Genomic DNA, 21545 nt, shown 5'->3' on the forward strand with positions numbered 1-21545 from the left:
CAGCGTGGTCGGCGACTGCGTGGCGACGCTGTTCGGTCCAGGTCAGTCGGTCGGGGAGGCGCCGTAGATGGCGCGCAGCCATACCTCCAGCAGCACGTCGACCACGTCGGTCTCGGCGAGCGCGGGACCGTCGCCGCTGAAGGTCGCGTAGAGCACCCGCTCGTTGGTGGAGGCCAGGACGACGGCCAGGTCACGGGCGGGCGGGCCGTCCGGCGCCGCCCCCCGGGTGCGTTCCGCCTCGATGGCGGTCGTGCACCGCTGGACCCAGGACTCGACCACGTCGGCCCACAGGCGCCGGATCTCGGCGTTGGACGAGCGTGCCTCCGCCCAGGCCAGAGTGAGCGCGCGGTGCGCCCGAAAGGTCTCGTAGTAGGCGGTGATGACCCGTCCCCAGCCCTCGCGGGGACCGCTCACCGGGTGATCGAACGCCTCCCGCGAGACGGCGTCGGCCTCGGCGACGACCCGGTCGAGCAGGGACAGCAGGACGGCGTCCTTGGAGGCGAAGTAGAAGTAGAACGTGGGCCGGGAGATGCCGGCGCCGCGGGCGAGGTCGTCGACCGAGATCGCGCTCAGCGGCTTCTCCCCGAGCAGCCGCTCGGCGGTGGCCAGGATCGCCAGCTCGCGGTCGTCGCCCGAGGGACGGGCGGCACGGCGTCCCCGGGGCGAGGTCTCGCGGACCGTCACGGCCGCAGACTACCTGGGGGAAGGCGTTTCTCGACACTCCGTCGGCTCGTTCGACAGGGCGTCGATAACGTCGGTGCGGCACGGTTTCGCGGCACCGACGACCCTCCCGCCGGTTCCACCGGCCCAGCCCATGGAGCACGCACATGGCACCGGAGCACGTGGACGTCGTCATCGTCGGGGCCGGACTGTCCGGCATCGGCGCTGCCTGCCACCTGCAGCAGGAGTGTCCGGGCAAGAGCTACGCGATCCTCGAGTCCCGCGGCGCCGTCGGGGGGACCTGGGACCTGTTCCGCTATCCGGGTGTCCGGTCGGACTCCGACATGTTCACCCTCGGTTATGCCTTCCGGCCGTGGAAGGAGTCGACGTCCATCGCCGACGGCGCCGCCATCCGGCACTACATCCAGGACACCGCGCGCGAGCACGGCGTGCAGGGCAACATCCGCTTCCACCATCAGGTGCTCTCCGCCGCGTGGTCGTCCCAGGACGCCCGCTGGACGGTGACCGCCCGCCGCACGGACACCGGGGAGACGGTGCGGCTGACCTGTTCGTGGCTGTCCGTGTGTTCGGGCTACTACCGCTACGACGAGGGCTTCCGGCCGCGGTTCGAGGGCGAGGCGGAGTTCAGCGGCGAGGTGATCCACCCGCAGCACTGGCCCGAGGGCTTCGACGCGGCCGGCAAGAGGATCGTCGTCATCGGCAGCGGCGCCACCGCGGTGACGCTGGTGCCCAGCCTGGCCGGCGAGGCCGAGCACGTGACGATGCTCCAGCGCACCCCCAGCTACATCCTGTCGCTGCCGGGCCGCGATCCGTTGGCCCAGCTCCTGCGCAACAGACTCCCGGCGAAGCTCGCGTATCCGATCGTGCGCTGGAAGAACGTCCTGCTCTCCACCGCGCTCTACCAGTTCAGCCGGCGCCGCCCGGCCGCGGCCCGGGAACTGATCCGCCGACTGACCGAGAAGCAACTGCCTGCCGGATTCGACGTCGACACGCACTTCCATCCGCCGTACGACCCGTGGGACCAGCGGCTGTGCCTGGTGCCCGACGGGGACCTGTTCGGTGCCCTGCGCCGGGGTGAGGCCTCCATCGCCACCGGCCGGATCGCCCGGTTCACCCCGACGGGCATCGCGCTGGAGTCGGGGGAGCACCTGGACGCGGACGTGATCGTCACCGCGACCGGCCTGAACCTGCTGCCGATGGGTGGGATGTCCCTGAGCGTCGACGGCGACCCCGTCGACGTGTCACAGGCGGTGTCCTACAAGGGGATGATGCTGTCCGGCGTCCCCAACTTCACGATGACGATCGGCTACACCAACGCGTCCTGGACGCTGAAGGCCGACCTCGTCAGCGGCTACGTCTGCCGGTTGATCAACCACCTCGACGCCGAGGGATATGCGTCGGCAACACCCGTGGCCCCACCCGAGGGTGCCGACCAGCCGTTCCTGGACCTCGCCTCCGGCTACGTCCAGCGCAGCCTGGCTGACCTGCCCAAGCAGGGGCGGCGCACGCCGTGGCGGCTGCACCAGAACTACATCCGCGACGTCGCGCTCATGCGGCGCGGCTCGCTGGAGGACGAGGGCATGACGTTCCAGCGGCGCGTGCCCGCCACCACGACGGAGAAGGCGGTCGCCTGATGGACCCGTACCAGTTCGCCGGCGGCACCGCCGTCGTCACCGGAGCAGCCAGCGGCATCGGGGAGGCGCTCGCGGTCCAGCTCGCCGCGCGCGGCAGCCACCTCGTCCTGGTCGACCGCGACAAGATCCGGCTGGGGGACGTCGCCGACCGGCTGCGGACCGCCCACCCCGGGCTGACGCTCGCCACGCACGTCGCCGACCTGTCCGACGACGAGCAGACCGCGGCCCTCGCCGCGACGCTGGCCGCCGAGCACCCGGAGACGACGTTGCTGGTCAACAACGCCGGGGTCGCGCTGGGCGGGCGCTTCGACCAGGTGACCCTCGAGGAGTTCGACTGGGTCATGGCGGTCAACTTCCGGGCCGTGGTCCGGCTGACCCATGCGCTGCTGCCGGTGCTGAAGGCCCACCCCGGAGCGCACCTGGTCAACGTGTCGAGCGTCTTCGGCATCTTCGCGCCGGCCGGGCAGGCGGCCTACTCGGCCAGCAAGTTCGCCGTCCGCGGGTTCTCCGAGGCGCTGCGGCACGAGCTGGCGGAGAACGCGGTCGGGGTGACCGTGGTGCACCCCGGCGGGATCAGGACCCGGATCGCCGAGAGCGCGCGCGTCGGGTCCGGGGTCTCGGCGGAGGAGTACGAGCAGGGCCGTGAGCAGTTCGCCACGCTGTTGACGATCCCGCCGGAGAAGGCGGCGGCGACGATCGTGGATGCGATCGAGCAGCGCCGGCCCCGGCTGCTCATCGGATGGAGCGCCAAGGTCCCCGACGTCCTCGTGCGGCTCATGCCCGGCACCTACTGGCGGCTCATCGCCCGCCGGGCGGCCCCGGCGAAGCCGCCCGCCTCCTGACCGGCCGGAAATCGGTTGTGCCGGTCGGTACAACCAGGGGGTGACCGTCCGCATCGTCGAGCTCGGCCCGGACGACGTCCTCTTCGCCGACTGGTGTGGCGTCTGGGCGGCGTCCCAGCGCGCCGAGCGGCCCGACGAGCCACCCCGGTCGGCGACCGAGCACGTCGCACTGGCGCACGAGGTGCTCGCGGGCGGCGGATCCCGCACCGGGACCCACCGCGCCGCCGTGGTCGACGGAGCGGTGGCCGGGGCGCTGCGGCTGATCTTCCCGATGCGGGACAACGGCACCGTGGCCACGGTCGACCTGGCGGTGCACCCGGACCACCGGCGCCGGGGTCTGGGCAGCGCGCTGCTCGCCGAGGGGCTGGCACTGGCCGTGGCGCACGGCCGCACGGAGCTCATCGCCGACGTGGACGAGCCGCTGCCCGACGCCCCGGGTCGCGCCTTCGCCCTCCGGCACGGCTGGACCTGCGACCTGCTGGAGACCCGCCGCGACCTGGTGCTGCCCCCCGACGAGGCGCGCCTGGCGGCGGTGGAGGCGGAGGCGGCCGAGGCAGGCGCGGGGTACGAAGTCGTCGTCTGGCGCGACCGCACGCCGGACGCCCTGCTGGCGGACCGCGCCCTCCTGGCCCGGCGCATGACGACCGACGCGCCGCAGGGCGACCTACCGGTCGAGGAGGAGGACTGGGACGGCGCCCGCATCCGCGAGTACGAGGCCGCCGCGCTCGCGCGGGGACGGACGACGCTGTCGGCCGGCGCGGTGCGGGACGGCCGGCTGGTCGGCTACACCGACCTGCAGATCCCGCTCGTGCAGCCCGAGCGCGCCCAGCAGGCCGGCACCCTCGTCCTCCGCGAGCACCGTGGCCACCGGCTCGGGGCGCGGATGAAGGTGGCCGTCCTGCGCGAGGTGAGCGCCTCGTTCCCTGCGGTGCGGCGGATCAGCACCTACAACTCCGAGAGCAACCGGCCCATGGTGGCGGTCAACGAGGCCCTCGGCTTCCGCCCGGCCGGCCGGCTCTCCGCCTGGTCGGCCCGTCTGTGCCCCGACGGTCTCCGGCGAGGTCGGGTTGACTGGGCCGGTGCCGACCGACCACCCCGTTTCCGCCGCCTTCGTGCGCGACCACACCCGGCCGGTTCGGCCGTCGCTGGTGCCCGAGGTGACCCTGCAGGTCGCCCCCGACGTGGTGGCGCTCTGGGAGGCGATCGAGGAGGAGCGGGGCACCGCGCCGACCGAGCCGCCGTTCTGGGCGGCCGCCTGGCCCGGCGGGCAGGCGCTGGCGCGGTACGTCCTCGACGTCCCGGCGACCGTCGCCGACCGGTCGGTGCTCGACCTCGGGTCGGGCAGTGGACTGGTCGCCGTGGCCGCGGCCCTGGCCGGCGCGCGGCAGGTGACGGCCAGCGAGATCGACCCGTTCGGGCACGCCGCGATCGCGGTCAACGCCGACGTGAACGGCATCGCGCCGGTCGCCGTCGTCGGTGACGTGCTGGGGGAGGACCCGCCCGCGGTCGACGTCGTCCTGGCCGGTGACGTCTGCTACGACCGCGAGATGAGCGAGCGGGTGCTGCCCTGGCTCGCGGCCGCGCGGGCGCGAGGCGCGGAGGTCTACCTCGGGGACCCCGGCCGGCCGTACCTGCCGACCGAGCAGCTGACCGCCGTGACGACCTTCGACGTCCCCGACACCGAGCCATCGCCCAACCCGCCCACGCAGGTCCGCCGGACCACCGTATGGCGACTGCCGTGACGGGTGGGCGCGACCTGCATCACGCAGCCGATTGCGCCCGCGGGATTGTCACGACCAGATAACGACCGCTACGTTGGGCCGGTCCGGACGGAACGTTCCGCCCCATCCGGGGAGGCCGTGTCGGGCGCCGCCGAGTCGCCTCGCCACTCCGCTGGAGTGCGGGCGAGCCGGGGACCCACCGCAGTACTGGGGTGAATCCTGCTCCGAGCTCCGCTCGCGCAGGTAGGGCTTCTTCCCGCCCGAACCCGTCAGCTAACTCGGTAGGCGGCCGTGGAAGAAATGGAGAGCCGCAGCATGGCGCGCCCTCGGGCACACCTTGCACGCAGCAGTCATCGGCACGGACCCTCGCGCGGGAGTCGCCTGCGCTGACCCTGGTCCGGCGGGCTCCCAGCCCCCGGTGCTGCCCCTCACCCCTCAGCGGTGGACCGCCCTGCACCCCTGCGCGCCGTCGGTCCGCCGCGCCCTGTCATCCGGAGCCACGCCCTTCATGAACCTCCGCACGATCACGTCCTCGCACGCTGCCAAGGCCCGTGCCATGGCCTTCCGTCGCAGCGGCATCCCCGCGTCCCGGCCGCCCGCTGCCGGCCGCCGTCCCGCCGCCTACCTCGCGGTGGCCGCCGCCGGCGCCGTCATGGTCAACGTCATCACCGCCGGGGAGCCGGCCGCCGACGCCGCGCAGCTGGAGTCGGTGAGCGTCGCCGAGCAGCTCGGCATCCCGGCGCAGCCGGCCCCGGTGGCCGGTGACGAGATCGTCGCCCCGCTCGGGCAGCTGGCCGCCAGCCGTAGCGAGCGCGATGCCGAGCGCACCGCCGCCGCCGAGGCGCAGGCCGCCGCCGATCAGGCCGAGCGCGACCGCCTCGCCGCCGAGGAGGCCGCCCGCCTCGCCGCCGAGGAGGCGGCACGGGTCGCCGCCGAGGAGGCGGCACGGGTCGCCGCCGAGGAGGCTGCCCGCGCCGAGGAGGCTGCCCGCGCCGAGGCCGCCCGCGCTGCCGAGGCTGCTGCCGCCGCGGCCCGCCCCGGCCGGGGCACCTCCGCCCCCGTCGCTCCCGGCGGCTCCTACAAGGAGTACGCCATGAGCAAGGTCGGCAGCAGCAGCGAGTTCTCCTGCCTGGAGAACCTCTGGGGCAAGGAGAGCGGCTGGAACCCCAACGCGCAGAACCCGAGCAGCACCGCGTACGGGATCGCCCAGTTCCTCAACTCGACGTGGGCGGGGACCGGGATCGCCAAGACCTCCGACGGCTACCGGCAGATCGACGCGGGCCTCATCTACATCGAGAAGACCTACGGGTCGCCCTGTGCCGCGTGGGCCAAGTCGCAGTCCAGCGGCTGGTACTGAGTCGCTGCCGCCGGCGGCGGTGGGCGTGACGGTGGAGGGACCTCGTCGACCCACCGGCGGACGACGTCCTCGTCGGCCTGGGTCCTCGCCGCTGCTCCTCGGTCGCCGAGCCGGGCTCTACGCCGGACGCGGGGCGTACATGATCACGGCCACGCCGACGAGGCAGATCGCCGCCCCGATGAGGTCGTAGCGGTCAGGCCTGAAGCCGTCCAGGGCCATGCCCCAGGCAAGGCTCCCGGCGACGAACACGCCGCCGTAGGCGGCCAGGATGCGGCCGAAGTGGGCGTCGGGCTGCCACGTCGCGACGAACCCGTAGACGCCGAGGGCAACCACACCTGCGCCGGTCCAGAGCAGTCCACGGTGCTCGCGCACGCCCTGCCAGACCAGCCAGGCGCCGCCGATCTCGGCGACGGCGGCGAGCACGAACAGCAGGATGGACCGGGTGACCGTCATGGCTAACAGCGTGCCAGCGCCTGGCGGCAGCCCCGCCTCGGTGCTGCCGCCAGTGAGGACAACCGCGCGCGCCGCGGGCCGTGGAGCGTGTCGACGTCGAGATGCTCGCTCGTCACGGCGCGACAGCGGTGTCGGACGGTGACGTTCTTGCTGCCTGTGGAGGCCACGCTGCGCACAGGGGCCGCAGGGTGACCGTGCAGATCGGGACGTCCGGGTGGAGCTACGACCACTGGGACGGCGTCCTGTACCCACCCGGGACTGCCCCCCGGGACCGGCTGGCCCACTACGTGGCGCGGTTCACGACCGTCGAGCTCAACGCCAGCTTCTACCGCTGGCCACGGGACGCGAGCTTCGCGAGCTGGCGTCGCCGCCTGCCGCCGGGCTTCCAGCTCTCGGTCAAGGCGCCGCGGGGGCTGACCCACGCCAAGCGGCTGTACGCGCCCGAACCGTGGCTCCCGCGGCTGACGTCGGCCTGGCACGAGCTGGGGGACCGGCGGGCGGTGCTGCTGGTCCAGCTGCACCCGGCCCATGAGCGTGACGACGCCCGCCTCGACTACTTCCTGGCCCGCCTGCCGTCGTGGATGCAGGTCGCGGTGGAGTTCCGGCACCCCAGCTGGCACGAGGAGGCGGTGTTCGCGCTGCTGGAGCGCCACGGCGCCGCCTACTGCGTGATGAGCGGCGCACAGCTGCCGTGCGTGCTGCGGGCCACCGCGCCGTTCGTCTACGTCCGGATGCACGGCCCCGATCCCGGACACCTCTACGCCGGTTCCTACAGCGATGCCGACCTGCGCTGGTGGGCCGACCGGGTGGGGGAGTGGGCAGGGGCGGGGCGAGACGTCCTCGTGTACTTCAACAACGACGGGCACGGCCACGCCGTCCGCAACGCCGAGCGGCTCCGCGAGTTCATCGGCTGACGTCAGTGGCGAGAAGGCCGGCCCGTTCCTTGGCCAGGAGCGCGGTGCGCACGGCGTCGTCCACTGTGGCGGCGAACGAGGGGTCGGCCTCGCTGCGGGCCAGGACGGCGTCGATCATCTCGGGCACGATCGCCGGCTCCACCGTGAGGACGAGCGTGCCGCCGGCGGCGAGGAAGCGCACCGCCCGCTCACCGGGCGGGACGTCACGGACGGCGCGGGCGCTGCCCAGGTCGTCGGAGATGACCACGCCGTCGAAGCGCAGTCGCTTCCGGAGCAGATCGGTCACGACGACGGGTGAGAACGCCGCCTGCGCCGCCGGGTCGATCTGCGGATAGGTCGCCGACGACACCATGACGAACGGGTGCGCTGGTGAGCGTGCCAGGTCGGCGAAGAGCGTCACCTGGGCGTCGTCGGCAGTCGTGGTGGGGTCCGTGACCCCGGCGGTGGTGTCGGTGTTGTCCCGGACCCGCCCCAGGCCCGGGAAGTGCTTCAGCGTCGCGGTCACCCCCGCCTGCGCGAGCCCGTCCACGACCGTCGCGACCGCCGTGGCCGCGCTCTCGGGGGTGCTGCCGTAGTGGCGGTCATGGGCGCCGATGGGCTCGTTGGCGGCCTCGGTCCCCGGCGGGACGACGTCGGCGACCGGTGCCAGATCGAGGTTGATGCCGGCGTCGCGCAGGGCGGTCCCCATGTCCCCGGCCAGCGCGGTCAGCTCGGCCGGCGGGAGCGCAGCCTGATCGAGGGCGGATGGCAGTCGCTCGAAGCCGGGTCCCGTGAGCGACTGGACGGCGCCGCCCTCCTGGTCCACGGCCACCCAGAGGCGGGGGCCGGGGGACAGGGACTGCCAGCGCTCAGCGGTCGCGGCGAGTTCGGCGGCCGGGGCGACGGACCGCCCCGCGAGGAAGAGCCCACCCACGCCGCTCTGCGCCACGCTGTCGCCGCTCGCGAGATCGGCGAGCGGGACGCCGGTCACGAACAGCTGGGCGGCCCGCGCGCGGCGGTCGAGGCCGGCCATGACTACCTCGACCCGCTCATCGGGGCCGGGCGGCCGGCTGCTCGGGGCGGCGGAGGTCGCCGACGCCTCCCTGCGGGGGGTGGGCTCGCCGCCCGGGGAGCAGGCGGTCACCAGCGTTACCAGCGCGCAGAGCACCGCAGCGCGGAGCCTCGGGCGAGAGGCGGTGGACATGGATCTCCTCGACGTCGACCAGGGGAGTGGTCCGCGGCGGGGCCGCGGCCCCGACACGATGTCCCCACACGATCTCCTAGCGCCGGTCGCGGCGGAGCGGGTGGTCCTCGGGCACCTCGACGAGCACGATCCGGACCCCGTCCGGGTCCTCGATCCACATCTCGACCAGGCCCCACGGCTCCAGACGCGGCGATCGGGTGACCGGCACTCCGATGGCCACCAGCCGGTCGTGCTCGGCGGCGACGTCCCGCACCTGGAACCACAGCGCCATGCCGCGTGGCCGATCATCGGACCGCCCCGAGATCTCCAACAGCCCACTGCCGAGGAAGTACACGACGCCCCGGTGCTCCGGCGGCCCGAACTCGCGGTACACGGCCAGCCCGAGCACGTCGCCGTAGAAGGCCCGCGACCGCTCCGGATCGGTCGGGCGCAGCAGGACGCGGCTGCTCAACACCTCCATGGCGGCATCCTGGCGCACACCCAGGGAATCCGGAGATCCCGCGCGTAGCGTGCGACCCGTGCCCGAAACGCTCACCGCCCGCGCCGACGTCCGCACCGACGCCCCCGCGCGCTACGCCAAGCAACTGGTCTCCCACCTGGGCCGCAAGACCGAGTTCACCACCGAGGGCGCGACATCCACGGCTCCCATCGCCGGTGGCACCGGCGTCATCCGGGTCGGGGAAGGCGTCCTGACCCTGCTCGCCGAGGCTCCCGACGCGGAGACGCTGGACCGCGTGCGGGACGTCCTCGGCCGTCACCTGGAGCGCTTCGGCCAGCGCAACGAGCTCACCGTCGTCTGGACGGCGGACCCGTCCGCCGGCTGACCGGTCCGCGGCTCGCCGTCCGGCGGGCCGGGTAATACGGTCGGGCCATGGCCGACGAGCAGGAGCGACCGGAACCCGAGACGGCGACCGGACGCCTGGTCGGCCGCTCGATCGACGAGTTCGTGAACCAGCTCCGAGGCTTCACCGACCGGGCGCGCACCCTGGCCGGGAGCGCCACCTCCCGCGTCTCGCTGCCCGCGCTGCCGAGCCCTCCCGGTGCGATGTCCGCGGCCCAGCTGCGCGCGATCTCCGAGATGGTGCGGGCTCAGCGCCGATCGATCGACGCGATGCGGTCACAGCTGGAGGCGTTCGACCAGCAGCTGGCGGTCTTCGAACGCATCCTCGACCCGCTGGTCGAGTGGAGCTCGACGTGGGCGCGGCTGGAGGAGGCGGTCGGCGACTTCGTGCGCCGCGACCAGGGCGATCATCCCGGGGTCGGCGACCAGCGATAGGTCAGTAGTCCTCCTCGTCGTCCTCACGAGGCTTGCGGCGCAGCATCCCGGTCACCGATCCCACGCGCGACTGCGCCACCCGCAGCCCGTGGATCAGCGGGACGAGGTCCTCCTGGATCCGGCGCAGCGTGTCCGGCACGGTGTCCACGACCGGGTCGTCGAGCACCCGGCCCACTCGCTCGATGCCGGGCCTCAGGGCGCGTACCGGCTCCTCGAGCTCGTCGACGAGGTCCTCCAGCCGCTCGGCGATCCGCTGGGCGGACGCGATCGTGGCGTGCGCCATCCTCGTCGCCTCGGTCAGTTCCCGGACGGTGCCGTTCAGATCGCTGAGGGTGCGCGGCAGCTGGGCCAGCGCCTCGGTCTGGGTCTGGAGGAGGCTCAGCAGCTCGGTCAGGCCGGGGATGCGGGGCATCCCCAGGCCACGGAAGGGGTCCACGTCGGCAACCGTCCGTGACCGGCGCCCGTCACGCAACCGGACGTGCCGTCCCGCCGAACGAAGTGGCTCAGCGGCCGTTCCGTCCACCGCCGAGCCCGTGGCCGTCGGAGCGCCGGCCATCCGACCGACCGTGACACGGCCCGGGCGCAGCCCGCGGCGCCCGGGAGGCGGCTCACCCGGATCTGAACTCGCCGGTCTCCACGAACAGCTGGGCGACGTCGCGCACCTTGGTGTTGTTCTCCATCGACATCCGCGCCAGCGCCTGGAAGGCCTGATCGGCGGTCATCTTGAACCGCTCCATGAGGATGCCCTTGGCCTGATCGATGACAGCCCGGGAGTCGAGGGCGGCCTGCAGGTGCCCCGCTCGCTCGACGGCGCTCTCGTACAGGTACATGTTGGAGATCGGGACCGCGGCATACGTGGCGAACCGGGCGACCATCTCCCGGGTCCTCGCCGCCGATGCGGTCGACCGCTGGGCGTACACGTTCAGCGCACCCTGGAGGCGTTCCTGGACCGGCAGCGGAACGGACAGGACCGTGTCGCAGCCACGCTCGGCAGCGATCGCGGCGAACGCCGACCATTCCGTCGCGCTGCGGGTGTCGGGGATCTCGGCCGGCCGCCCCGCCGAGGCCGCCGCGAGACACGGGCCGTCCCCCAGGCGGTACTGCGCCTGGTCCAGTTCCACCGCCAGGTCACCACTGGAGGTCACGGTCGCCGGGCCGCGCTCCCGGAGGATCGTGACCGACGTGACGGGCCGGCCCGGCAGCACGCGACCCGCCAGTTCCGTCACCGTCTGCAGCACCGACTCGAGCGAGTGCTCCGCGAAGGAGATCCGGCCCAGCTCCTCGAACGCCGAATGGACGGAGACCGAGGCAGGGTCATCCTCTGGGCGAGTCACGCGATGTTCTCCGTGTCCGTTGCACCGAACGAACAGACGCCGGCGGTCGATGACTCAGCCCCGTCTGTTTCAGGGCGCTGTCGAGGCGGGAATGGCACGTCGCGCGCCGGCTGTCTGACGCGTACTCGGTGCACGAGCATAGTGGCAGCGCTCCCGGCGTCCGGACAGGCTCGAGCGGGCGCCCCCGGGCACGGTCGTTCGCGGGACGACGATCGCCGGCCCGAGGAGTCAGCGACGCGGCGAGGGCGCCGGGTGCCTCACCTGCGATGTGCTCCCCAGGAAGGCCGGCGCCCGGCGGTCCGCCGGCCGGCGGCCGGGGGTGCAGGGCACCCCGGATGACGGGGCTCGGGCTGGGTCACAAGGCGCGGAGGATGTCCTCGACCCGCTCGCGCGCGTCACCGAAGAGCATCCGGCTGTTCTCGCGGAAGAACAGCGGGTTCTGGACCCCCGCGTACCCCGTGCTCATCGACCGCTTGAACACGACGACGTTGGCGGCCTCCCAGACTCGCAGCACCGGCATGCCGGCGATCGGGCTGCTGGGATCCTCCGTCGCGGCCGGGTTGACGGTGTCGTTGGCGCCGATGACCAGTACGACGTCGGTGTCGGCCAGGTCGTCGTTGATCTCGTCCATCTCCAGCACGATGTCGTAGGGCACCTTGGCCTCGGCCAGCAGCACGTTCATGTGCCCGGGCAGGCGTCCGGCGACCGGGTGGATGCCGAACCGGACGTCGACGCCCTTCTCGCGCAGATGCCGGGTGAGTTCCGCGACGGCGCTCTGTGCCTGGGCCACCGCCATGCCGTAACCGGGCGTGATCACGACGGTTCGCGCCGCGCGCAGCAGGTCGGCGGTGTCCTCCGCGCTGATCTCGGTGTGCTCCCCGTAGTCGCGGTCGTCGGAGATGCTGCCCTCGTTGCCGAAGCCGCCCGCGATCACCGAGATGAACGACCGGTTCATCGCCTTGCACATGATGTAGGACAGGTAGGCACCGGAGGAGCCCACCAGGGCGCCGGTGACGATCAGCAGGTCGTTGCCCAGCAGGAAGCCCGACGCCGCCGCGGCCCACCCCGAGTAGCTGTTGAGCATCGAGACGACGACGGGCATGTCGCCGCCCCCGATCGAGGCGACCAGGTGCCAGCCCAGCGCGAGGGCCACCAGCGTCACGGCCGAGAGCGCGAGCAGGTTCGGCTCGATCACGAAGACGACGGTCAGGACGGCGAAGACGACCAGTGCCCCGAGGTTGAGCAGGTTGTGCGCCGGCAGCATCAGCGGGTTGCTCTTGATGCGACCCGACAACTTGAGGAAGGCCACGATCGACCCGGTGAAGGTGACCGCGCCGATGAAGACGCCGATCACCACCTCGGCGGAGTGGATGCCCAGCAGGTTCCCGGCGACCTCCGTCTGGCCGGGGGCGCCGCTCCCCTCTGACGCCTGAGCCTCCACCGACAGGTAGCCGTTCCACCCCACGAGGACGGCGGCGAGGCCCACGAAGCTGTGCAGGATCGCGATCAGCTCGGGCATGCCGGTCATCTCGACGCGGGCGGCCCGCGAGAGGCCGATGGCGGCGCCGACGACCATGGCGACGGCCAGCAGGACGATGCCCACCGTCGAGGCGTTGCGGGCGGCCAGGCCGATGGTGGCCACGAGGGCGATGGCCATGCCGGCCATGCCGTAGGCGTTCCCGGCCTTGGCGGTCTCGTGCTTGGACAGTCCCGCGAGGCTCAGGATGAACAGCAGCGCGGCGACGATGTAGGCCGCGGACGCGGCGGTGGTGGCTGTCATGGGTCGCGGTCAGCTCCTCGTGAACATGCCGAGCATGCGGCGGGTCACGGCGAAGCCGCCGAAGACGTTGATGCTGGCGACGAGGACGGCGACGAAGGCCAGCGCGGTGACCACGGCGTCGTCGTGGCCGATCTGCAGCAGGGCGCCGACGACGATGATCCCGGAGATCGCGTTCGTCACCGACATCAGCGGCGTGTGCAGGGCGTGGTGCACGTGCCCGATCACGTAGAAGCCGACGACGACGGCCAGGGCGAACACCGTGAAGTGCTGGATCAGCTCGTTGGGCGAGAACGCCGTGATGAGGAACAGCACGGCGGCGCCCAGGCCCACGAGTGCCAGCCTGCGGCTCGGCGACGGTGGTTCCGGCGGTGGTGGGGGCTCGGCCGTGACGGGAGCGGCCGCGGCAGGGGCGGGAGCCGCCGAGACCTGCACCGGCGGGGGCGGCCAGGTCTTCTCCCCGGCGCGCACCACGGTGATCGCCCGCTGGACCACGTCCTCGAAGTCCAGCATCAGCTCGCCGTCCTTGCCCGGGGTGAGCAGCGTCATCAGGCTGACCAGGTTCTGGCCGTAGAGCTGCGAGGCCTGGGCCGGGAGCCGGCCGGGCAGGTCGGTGTAGCCGATGATCGAGACGCCGTTGGCGGTCACCACGATCTCGTCGGGCACCGAGCCGGCCACGTTGCCGCCCTGGGCGGCGGCCATGTCCACGATCACGCTGCCCGAGCGCATGCTGGCCACCATCTCCTCGGTGATCAGCCGCGGCGCCGGCCGCCCGGGGATCAGAGCGGTGGTGATGATGATGTCGACGTCGCGCGCCTGTTCGGCGTACATCTCCGCCGCCCGGCGGTTGAAGTCCTCGGACATCTCGCGGGCGTAGCCGTCGGTGCTGACCTGTGCCTCGGCGGCGGGCACCGCGACGTACTCGCCGCCCAGCGAGCGCACCTGCTCGGCCACCTCCGGGCGGACGTCGGTGGCGCGCACGATCGCGCCCAGGCTGCTCGCCGCGCCGATCGCGGCCAGTCCGGCCACGCCGGCGCCGACGACGAGCACCTTGGCAGGGGGCACCTTGCCCGCCGCGGTCACCTGCCCGGTGAAGAACCGGCCGAAGGTGTGCGCGGCCTCGATGACCGCCCGGTAGCCGGCGATGTTGGCCATGGAGCTCAGCACGTCCAGCGACTGCGCGCGGGAGATCCGGGGGACGGCGTCCATGGCGAGCACGGTGATCGGCCGGGCGGCCAGCGCGTCGACCAGGTCGGGGTTCAGCGCGGGGCTGAGCAGGCTGATCAGGGTCGCGCCGTCCCGCAGGCGTGGGATCTCCCCGGTGCTCGGGGCGTTGACCCGCAGGACCACGTCGGCCTGCCACGCGTCGTCCGCCGTCCCGACGGTGGCACCGGCCTCGGCATAGGCCTCGTCGGGGAAGCTCGCCGCGGCCCCCGCACCGCTCTCGATCACCACGTCGTAGCCCAGGGCCAGCAGCTTGCCGACCGTGGTCGGGGTGGCGGCCACCCGTGTCTCGCGGGCGCGGGTCTCCCGCGGAACTCCGATTCGCATGGTGGCGCTCCATTCGTCGCCGGGGAGGCAGCGTCGCCTGCCCTCGGTGGCTGTCGTACGCGGTGCGGGTCGTGCTCGGTGCGTGTGGTGCGTCTCGCGGTGATCCCCGCGATCATGCCTGTCAACGATGAGGGCCACCGCTTGGGTCCGCCGTTGTGACCGGTGACACGGCAGCGCGGGGCCCCGCGCGGGCCTGCCGTAGTGGCCTCCCCCCTCCGAGGGACTCGAGCACGTCCGGGTGGAGGGAAGGGCCCCAACCGGCCGACATAGGCATCAGCGAGGCCGTGGTCCCGCTCGGGCCCGGTCGTCCCCGACCGTGGCCGGGGCGCGCCCGACGGTCCCGCCGACGCCGACCGTCCGGCGACGTCCATGCACCATCGGAGGGGAGGGCCGTGTCGGTCTCGATGAGTACGACCGAGCATCACACGGTGCCACCGGAGATCGTCTCCACGGTCTTCTACAGCGCGACCGTGAGTGAGAGTCTGGCCATCCTCGTCGCCGAGACCATCGGTGGCACGCAGCGGCTGACCTGGGGCAACGAGAGTGCCCTGCGGCTCCTCGGCTACGGCATCGAGGACCTGCGGGTGCTCCCGGTGGGCCGCCTCTTCCCCACCCTCGGCGGAGGGGAGCTGAAGCTGCTGCTGCGCCGGGAACGCGCCGCCCGCATGACGTTGCCCGTGCGCACGGCGAGCGGCGCCGACCTCGAGGCGGTCGTCGTCACCACGCCGTCGCCGGGTGGGCGCATGTGGACCGTCCGCCTCCTGTCGACCGCGAACGAGCAGGAGCGGGCCCTGCGCGCCACCGCGGACGCCCACGAGCGACGGTTCTCCGCGCTCACCGAGCGCTCGCCGGTCCCGACCCTGCTCTCGGAGCAGGGCATGCGCCTGGCGCACGTCAACGACGCCTTCTGCAGCCTGGTCGGCCGGCGCGCCGAGCAGCTGCTGGGCACCGGCTGGATCGACACCATCCACGAGGACGACCTCGACGGCGTCATCGAGCGGGTCGCCGCCGCACTGGAGGGCGACGAGGTGGAGATCCAGGCCCGCCTGGTCCGGGACGACGGCACCGTCCGCACGACGGTCATCCGCTTCGCCCACCTGTTCAGCCCCGGCGTGGGCGCGGGGTTCGTGGGCACGATCGAGGACATCACCGACCGGCTCGCCTTCGAGGCCAGGCTGGCCCACCAGGCCAATCACGACCCCCTCACCGGCCTGCCCAACCGCACCCTGCTCGCGCAGTACGTCGCGGCGCGGTTCGTGTCCGGCACCAGTGGCCTGGCCTGTCTGTTCCTGGATCTGGACAACTTCAAGGTCGTCAACGACTCCCTGGGGCACACCGCCGGCGACGAGCTGCTCGTGGAGGTGGCCGACCGGCTGCGCGCCACCGTCCGGCCGGGTGACCTGGTCGCCCGCTTCGGCGGCGACGAGTTCGTCGTCGTCTGCGAGGACGTGGACGAGGACGCCGCCGTCACGCTCGCCGGACGGGTGTCCGACGCCCTCGCGCAGCCCATGCGGCTCGGCGGGGTGGACGTCCGTCCCTACGCCAGCGTCGGCGTGACCGTGCAGACCGCCGAGCACGTCATGGCCGAGGAGCTCATCCGCGACTGCGACATCGCCATGTACCAGGCGAAGGCCGGCGGCAAGGGGCGGGTCACCGTCCTCGATCAGCAGGCCCGCGCCGAGGCGCGCGAGAAGCTGCGCCTGGTCGCCGAGCTGCGCGACGCGATCGAGGGCTGCGAGATCAGCCTGTACTACCAACCCATCTTCGGCACCCAGGACGGTGCGCCGGTGGCCGTGGAGTCCCTGGCGCGCTGGAACCATCGCGAGCGGGGTGCCATCAGCCCCGCCACGTTCGTGCCGCTGGCCGAGGAGAGCGGTCTGATCACCGGCCTCGGTCTGCTGGTCCTCGAGGAGACCTGCCGGCAGATCGCGGACTGGGACCACCTGCTGGGCCCGGCCGCCCCGCCGCGGGCGAACGTCAACGTCTCGGCGCTGCAGCTGGACGACAACCTGCCCGCGCAGGTGGCCGCCGCCCTCGAACGCCACGGCCTCGACCCCAGCCGGATCTCGGTCGAGATCACTGAGTCCGCCCTCATGAAGGATCCCGACTCGGCGCGGGCGGTGCTGCAGCAGCTGCGCGACCTCGGGGTGGAGCTGGCCATCGACGACTTCGGGACCGGCTACTCCTCGCTGGCCTACCTCCGGCACCTGCCGGTCGACTGCCTCAAGGTGGACCGTTCCTTCGTGGCCGAGCTCGCCGACGGGCACGCCGAGATCGCATCGGCCGTCATCGCCCTGGCCGGCAACCTCGGCCTCCGCACCGTCGCCGAGGGGGTGGAGACCGTCGAGCAGGCCGAGGAGCTCGCCCGGCTGGGCGCCACCTACCTGCAGGGGTTCAGCCTCGCCCCGCCCATGACGGGCGGGCGCACCGCGGCGTGGTTCGCCGCCCGCTCAGGGGAGGAGCGGTGACCGTGACGCCGTTCCCCGGCTCCGACACGCGCGTCGCTCCGGTGCCCGTCTTCGACATCGAGAAGGTTCTGGCCAGCATCGAGACGATGGCCGCCCAGCGACCGGTCGCAGCCCAGATCGTCTCGGTGGCCAACTCCGACGACACCAGCGCCAAGGCGCTGGCCCGGATCCTCGCCTCCGACGTCGCGCTGGCGAGCCGGGTGATGAAGCTGGCCAACTCCGCCTACTTCGGCATGCGCGGCCGCGTCACCTCCCTCCAGTTCGCGGTGACCGTCGTCGGCTTCACGACCGTCCGCACGATGGCCACCGTCGCGCTCACCAACCTCGACGACGAGTCGCGGCTGCCCGAGAACTTCTGGGACGTCACCACCAGCCTCGCGCTGGCGGCCTCCAGCCTGGCGCCCCGATTCGGCGAACGGCCCCAGGAGTCGCTGTGCCTGGGCCTGCTCGCCCAGATGGGGGCGGCGCTGCTGCACCACAACGACCCCGTGGGCTATGGCGAGATCCTCGCCTCGGAGCCGACCTACCGGGGCCGGCGCTCCGCGGAGACCCGTCGCTACGGCATCAACGGCCTGCGGCTGACGTCGGTCGCGCTGGAGCAGTGGGGCTTCCCGGTGTCGCTGACCACGCCGCTCAAGGAGATCGACGACGACCGGTCGATGGACGGCGCGCTGCTGCGGGCGGCTTTCGAGGTGGCCGCGCGCCTGACCGTCGAGGACTACGAGGACGAGCCGATCGTGCGCCTCACCTGCGGCCGGCTCCGCGAGGACGACGTGGTGCCGGTCCTGGACCAGGTCCGCGCCGACGCCGCCGAGCTGCGGCGGGCGATGCTGGGCGAGACGGCCGCGTCCGACGACCCGAGCGGGAACCCGGAGGAGTGGACCCCGTGAAAGAGGACCCCGTGAAAGAGGACCCCCTCCCGACCCTTCGCGAGCTCAGGGCGGGACCCGGGACGGGGCCGGCGGTGGGCCCCGGCACGGGGGCCGCGCACGCCGTCCGGTAAGAGCGACCGAATGACGCCATCTCGGAGCATCTTCATCAGCGGAGCCGCGCGCGGTATCGGGCGGGCCACCGCCGAGCTCTTCCTCGCCCGAGGGTGGCGGGTCGGGATGTACGACGTCGACGCGGACGTCGCGGCCGGCGCCGCTGCGGGCCGGGACGGTGCGGTGCACGGCGCCCTCGACGTCCGGGACGCCGGTCAGTGGCGCTCGGCGCTGCACTCGTTCTGCGGCGACGGCGGCCTCGACGTCCTGATCAACAACGCCGGGGTGCTCTCGTCGGGTCCGTTCACCGAGACCGGTCTCGACAGCCACCGGCGCATGGTCGACGTCAACGTGACCGGGGCGGTCCAGGGCGCCGCCGAGGGGCACCCCTTCCTGAAGCGCTCGTCGCGAGGGCTGCTGCTCAACCTGTGCTCGGCGTCCGCGCTCTACGGGCAGCCGACGCTGGCCACCCACGGGGCGACGAAGGCGGCGGTCAAGTCGCTGACCGAGGCCCTCGACATCGAGTGGCGCCGTGACGGCATCCGCGTGCGCAGCCTGCTCCCGCTGTTCGTGTCCACCGAGATGGTCACGCGGGACGGCGTCCGTGCCGCCGGCGTCTCCCGCCTCGGGGTGCGGCTGACCGCCGACGACGTCGCCGCGGCGGCGTGGAACGTCGTGCACGAGCGCCGTCGTCCGCTGGCTTCCCCGCACCGCCCCGTGGGCCGCCAGACCCGGCTGCTCGCCGCCGCGGCGGCCGTCACCCCCGACTGGGCCAACCGCCTGATCGTCTCCCGCATCGTCTCCTGACCGGACTTCCGTACCGAAAGTTCCCGGCCCCCTCGGAACTCTCGGTACCGAAAGTCCCGAGGGGGCCGGGGGAGTGCGCGGTGCCGATCAGGCGTACGGGGCGCCCAGCGGGTCGACCGTCTCGTAGCTCGCCACGTTCGCGGCGAGCCGGTCGGCGGCCCAGTCGCCGTCGCCGAGCAGGTGGTCGATCGCGGTGAGCCGGCTCGTGTAGTGCCCGACGGAGTACTCCGCGGTCACCCCGATGCCGCCGTGCAGCTGGATGGCCTCCTTGCCGATGTGCCGGCCGGCGCGGCTGACCTGCAGCCGGGCACGGTCGGCGGCCTGGACGACGTCCCCGCCGGCCTCCTGCACCATCGACGCCCACAGCGCGGTGCTGCGGGCCAGTTCCAGGGACACGTACATGTCCGCCGCCCGGAAGGTGAGCGCCTGGAACTTGTTGAGGGTGACGCCGAACTGCTTGCGCGTCTTCAGGTACGCCGCGGTGGTCCGCAGTGCGGTGTCCATGGCACCGATCGCCTCGTGGCCGTAGGCGATGCGGGCCTCGGCCAGCGCGCGCTCGATGGCGGCGGTCTGGTCACCGCCCGCACCGAGGGTGACGGCGGGGGTGCCCTCGAAGCGGACGTTGGCCGCTCGCGTGCCGTCGTGCGTGCGGTATCCGGTGCGGTTCAGCCCGGAGGCGTCCCCCTGCACCAGGAACAGGCCGGTTCCGCCGTCGACGACCGCGGAGACGACGAGCACGTCGGCGCGGGCGCCGCTGGGCACCGGCTCCTTGACGCCGGTCAGCGTCCAGCCGTCGCCGCTCCGCGTGGCGGTGACGCCCTCCGCCGTCGGCGTCCAGCGGGTGCCGGGCTCGGCGTGCGCGAAGACGGCGATCGTCGTCCCCTCGGCGATGCCCCCGAGGATCTCGCCCTTCTGCTCCGCGGTGCCGACGGCGGCGACGAGGCCACCGGCCAGCACGACCGTCTCGATGAACGGCTCGGGCGCGAGCACCCGCCCGATCTCCTCGGCGACGATCGCCACCTCGACCGGGCCCGCGCCCATGCCGCCGTCCTCCTCGGTGAAGGGCAGACCCAGCAGGCCCATCTCGGCCAGCCGCGACCAGGTCTTCTCGTCGAAGCCGGGGTCGGCGGCCACCACCGAGCGGCGCTGCTCGCTGTCGGAGTAGGACCGGGCCAGCAGGCCACGGACCGCTTCCCGGAGGTCGTTCTGCTCGCTGTCGTAGTCGAAGTTCACGGTTGTCTCACAACCCCAGGATCGAGCCGGCGATGATGGTGCGCTGCACCTCGTTGGAGCCCCCGTAGATGGAGACCTTCCGGTAGTTCAGGAAGTGCGGCGTCGCGACGCGCGCCCACTCGGGCACGTCGGAGCCCTCGCCGGCGAACGAGGCCAGCGAGAGCGGGCCGGCGATGTCGACGAACAGCTCGGTCGCCGCCTGCTGCAGCTCGGAGCCCCGGAGCTTGAGCACCGACGAGGCGGGGTGCGGCTTGCCGTCGGCGGAGTTGGCGACCACGCGCAGGGCGGTGAGCTCCAGCGCCACGAGCTCGTTCTCCAGCTCGGCGATGCGCGCGGCCATGCGGGGGTCCTCCGACAGCGGGCGGCCGCCCACGGTGATCTCCCGGGCGTGCTCCTTGGCCTGGGCCAGCATCCGCTTCGTGGTGCCGACGCGCGCGATGCCGACCCGCTCGTTGCCGAGCAGGAACTTGGCGTAGTCCCAGCCGCGGTTCTCCTCGCCGATCAGGTCGTCCGCCGGCACCCGGACGTCCTCGAAGAAGACCTCGTTGACCTCGAAGCCGCCGTCGAGCAGCTCGATCGGCCGCAGGGTGACCCCGGGGGAGTCCATCGGGAAGACCAGCAGCGAGATGCCGCGCTGCTTCTTCTCCGCGGTCGGGTCGGTGCGGACCAGGCAGAAGATCCAGTCGGCGTGCTGGCCGAGCGTCGTCCAGGTCTTCTGACCGTTGACCACCCAGTCGTTGCCGTCGCGCACCGCGGTGGTGCGCAGCGACGCGAGGTCCGAGCCGGCGTCGGGCTCGGAGAAGCCCTGGCACCACCAGATGTCGAGGTTGGCCGTCTTCGGCAGGAAGCGCTCCTTCTGCTCCTGGTTGCCGAAGGTCGCGATGACCGGGCCGATCATGCTGGTGTTGAAGGCCAGCGGCTCGGGCACGTTGGCCAGTTGCATCTCCTCGCGCCAGATGTGGCGCTGCAGCGGCGTCCAGTCCTTGCCGCCCCACTCCACCGGCCAGTGCGGCACGGCGAGCCCGGCGGCGTTGAGCACCCGCTGCGTCTTGACGTACTGCTCCTTGCTCACGTGCCGGTGGGCCGCGACGGTGTCGCGAATCTCCTGCGGCACCTGTGTGGTGAAGAAGGTCCGCATCTCCTCCCGGAAGGCCTCGAGCTCCGGGGACAGCTGCAACCGCATCGGTCCTCATTCCTGACGGCAGCACTCGTCGTCGTGCGCGCCGTCTCGACGTGTACGTCGGACGATCCCACATCTGGTACCGGCCGGTAACTCCGGGCGCGAGCGGCGTGGCGGCGTCTTCCGGCGTCCGTACGGACGACGCGCCGAG

20 protein-coding genes, 1 pseudogene and 1 riboswitch are annotated in these 21545 nt (G+C 72.8%); of the genes and pseudogenes, 11 read left to right on the forward strand and 10 right to left on the reverse strand.

Annotated features, from left to right (window positions below; translation table 11 throughout):
* Positions 1–42: 42 nt before the first annotated feature.
* Entirely contained in the window at positions 43–684 is a 642-nt protein-coding gene (locus tag CHB94_RS00385) for a TetR/AcrR family transcriptional regulator (protein ID WP_089334608.1), read from the reverse strand.
* A 143-nt stretch (positions 685–827) separates the two neighbouring features.
* Between CHB94_RS00385 and CHB94_RS00390 the strand changes: the two genes are divergently transcribed.
* The 5 genes and pseudogenes from CHB94_RS00390 (at position 828) to CHB94_RS00410 (ending at position 6235) form a co-directional block, all read left to right on the forward strand.
* Complete coding sequence (locus CHB94_RS00390) at positions 828–2315, forward strand: flavin-containing monooxygenase (RefSeq protein ID WP_089334609.1); 1488 nt, start codon at positions 828–830, stop codon at positions 2313–2315.
* A complete protein-coding gene (locus CHB94_RS00395) occupies positions 2315–3157 on the forward strand; it encodes an SDR family NAD(P)-dependent oxidoreductase (RefSeq protein ID WP_089334610.1) in 843 nt (280 codons plus the stop codon). The genes CHB94_RS00390 and CHB94_RS00395 overlap by 1 nt, the downstream gene beginning before the upstream one ends.
* 181 nt (positions 3158–3338) lie before the next feature.
* Positions 3339–4145, forward strand: a pseudogene (locus CHB94_RS26620) (GNAT family N-acetyltransferase); the annotation flags it as partial.
* A gap of 196 nt (positions 4146–4341) precedes the next feature.
* On the forward strand, positions 4342–4899 hold the full coding sequence (locus CHB94_RS00405) for a class I SAM-dependent methyltransferase (RefSeq protein WP_254920334.1): 558 nt from the start codon (positions 4342–4344) through the stop codon (positions 4897–4899).
* A gap of 118 nt (positions 4900–5017) precedes the next feature.
* Positions 5018–5181: riboswitch (cyclic di-AMP (ydaO/yuaA leader) on the forward strand.
* A 205-nt stretch (positions 5182–5386) separates the two neighbouring features.
* Positions 5387–6235 (forward strand): aggregation-promoting factor C-terminal-like domain-containing protein, encoded by an 849-nt coding sequence (locus CHB94_RS00410; protein ID WP_254920301.1) that lies wholly within the window; start codon positions 5387–5389, stop codon positions 6233–6235.
* A gap of 117 nt (positions 6236–6352) precedes the next feature.
* On the opposite strand, the gene CHB94_RS00415 is transcribed toward CHB94_RS00410, so the two are convergent.
* The gene (locus tag CHB94_RS00415; RefSeq protein WP_089334613.1) at positions 6353–6688 is read right to left on the reverse strand and encodes a YnfA family protein; all 336 of its coding nucleotides are present in this window, start codon (positions 6686–6688) and stop codon (positions 6353–6355) included.
* Positions 6689–6876: 188 nt separating this feature from the next.
* Here CHB94_RS00415 and CHB94_RS00420 point away from each other — a divergent pair, with 188 nt between their 5' ends.
* Positions 6877–7602, forward strand: coding sequence for a DUF72 domain-containing protein (locus tag CHB94_RS00420; protein ID WP_089334614.1), 726 nt, complete (start codon positions 6877–6879; stop codon positions 7600–7602).
* Here the strand turns inward: CHB94_RS00420 and CHB94_RS00425 are convergent.
* Both CHB94_RS00425 and CHB94_RS00430 read right to left on the reverse strand, forming a co-directional pair.
* Positions 7592–8785 carry a glycoside hydrolase family 3 N-terminal domain-containing protein gene (locus CHB94_RS00425; protein WP_089334615.1) on the reverse strand — a complete coding sequence of 398 codons (1194 nt, stop codon included), beginning with the start codon at positions 8783–8785 and terminating at the stop codon, positions 7592–7594. The genes CHB94_RS00420 and CHB94_RS00425 overlap by 11 nt on opposite strands.
* 76 nt (positions 8786–8861) lie before the next feature.
* Positions 8862–9245: a VOC family protein gene (locus tag CHB94_RS00430; RefSeq protein ID WP_089334616.1), complete on the reverse strand. Its 384-nt coding sequence runs from the start codon at positions 9243–9245 to the stop codon at positions 8862–8864.
* 58 nt (positions 9246–9303) lie between these two features.
* On the opposite strand from CHB94_RS00430, the gene CHB94_RS00435 reads away from it, so the two are divergent.
* Positions 9304–9609: a DUF2218 domain-containing protein gene (locus CHB94_RS00435; RefSeq protein WP_217899101.1), complete on the forward strand. Its 306-nt coding sequence runs from the start codon at positions 9304–9306 to the stop codon at positions 9607–9609.
* A gap of 47 nt (positions 9610–9656) precedes the next feature.
* Entirely contained in the window at positions 9657–10061 is a 405-nt protein-coding gene (locus CHB94_RS00440; protein WP_089334618.1) for a hypothetical protein, read from the forward strand.
* 1 nt (position 10062) lies between these two features.
* Here CHB94_RS00440 and CHB94_RS00445 read toward each other — a convergent pair whose 3' ends face one another.
* The 4 genes from CHB94_RS00445 to CHB94_RS00460 form a co-directional block, all read right to left on the reverse strand.
* A complete protein-coding gene (locus CHB94_RS00445; protein ID WP_089334619.1) occupies positions 10063–10497 on the reverse strand; it encodes a hypothetical protein in 435 nt (144 codons plus the stop codon).
* Positions 10498–10669: 172 nt separating this feature from the next.
* Positions 10670–11395, reverse strand: coding sequence for a GAF and ANTAR domain-containing protein (locus tag CHB94_RS00450; protein ID WP_089334620.1), 726 nt, complete (start codon positions 11393–11395; stop codon positions 10670–10672).
* A 355-nt stretch (positions 11396–11750) separates the two neighbouring features.
* Positions 11751–13175: a Re/Si-specific NAD(P)(+) transhydrogenase subunit beta gene (pntB, locus tag CHB94_RS00455; RefSeq protein ID WP_089334621.1), complete on the reverse strand. Its 1425-nt coding sequence runs from the start codon at positions 13173–13175 to the stop codon at positions 11751–11753.
* Between the two features lie 9 nt (positions 13176–13184).
* Positions 13185–14723 (reverse strand): Re/Si-specific NAD(P)(+) transhydrogenase subunit alpha, encoded by a 1539-nt coding sequence (locus CHB94_RS00460; protein ID WP_089334622.1) that lies wholly within the window; start codon positions 14721–14723, stop codon positions 13185–13187.
* Positions 14724–15193: 470 nt separating this feature from the next.
* Between CHB94_RS00460 and CHB94_RS00465 the strand changes: the two genes are divergently transcribed.
* The 3 genes from CHB94_RS00465 (at position 15194) to CHB94_RS00475 (ending at position 18981) form a co-directional block, all read left to right on the forward strand.
* Entirely contained in the window at positions 15194–17191 is a 1998-nt protein-coding gene (locus tag CHB94_RS00465) for a putative bifunctional diguanylate cyclase/phosphodiesterase (RefSeq protein ID WP_254920302.1), read from the forward strand.
* A gap of 2 nt (positions 17192–17193) precedes the next feature.
* Positions 17194–18081 carry an HDOD domain-containing protein gene (locus CHB94_RS00470; RefSeq protein ID WP_254920303.1) on the forward strand — a complete coding sequence of 296 codons (888 nt, stop codon included), beginning with the start codon at positions 17194–17196 and terminating at the stop codon, positions 18079–18081.
* A gap of 123 nt (positions 18082–18204) precedes the next feature.
* Entirely contained in the window at positions 18205–18981 is a 777-nt protein-coding gene (locus tag CHB94_RS00475; RefSeq protein ID WP_089334623.1) for an SDR family oxidoreductase, read from the forward strand.
* An 87-nt stretch (positions 18982–19068) separates the two neighbouring features.
* Here the strand turns inward: CHB94_RS00475 and CHB94_RS00480 are convergent, their stop codons facing one another.
* Both CHB94_RS00480 and CHB94_RS00485 read right to left on the reverse strand, forming a co-directional pair.
* A complete protein-coding gene (locus CHB94_RS00480) occupies positions 19069–20214 on the reverse strand; it encodes an acyl-CoA dehydrogenase family protein (protein WP_089334624.1) in 1146 nt (381 codons plus the stop codon).
* A gap of 7 nt (positions 20215–20221) precedes the next feature.
* Positions 20222–21397: an acyl-CoA dehydrogenase family protein gene (locus CHB94_RS00485; RefSeq protein ID WP_089334625.1), complete on the reverse strand. Its 1176-nt coding sequence runs from the start codon at positions 21395–21397 to the stop codon at positions 20222–20224.
* Between the last annotated feature and the right edge of the window lie 148 nt (positions 21398–21545).

The organism is Blastococcus mobilis, from assembly GCF_900188025.1.
In the GTDB taxonomy this organism is placed as follows: Bacteria; Actinomycetota; Actinomycetes; order Mycobacteriales; family Geodermatophilaceae; genus Blastococcus_B; species Blastococcus_B mobilis.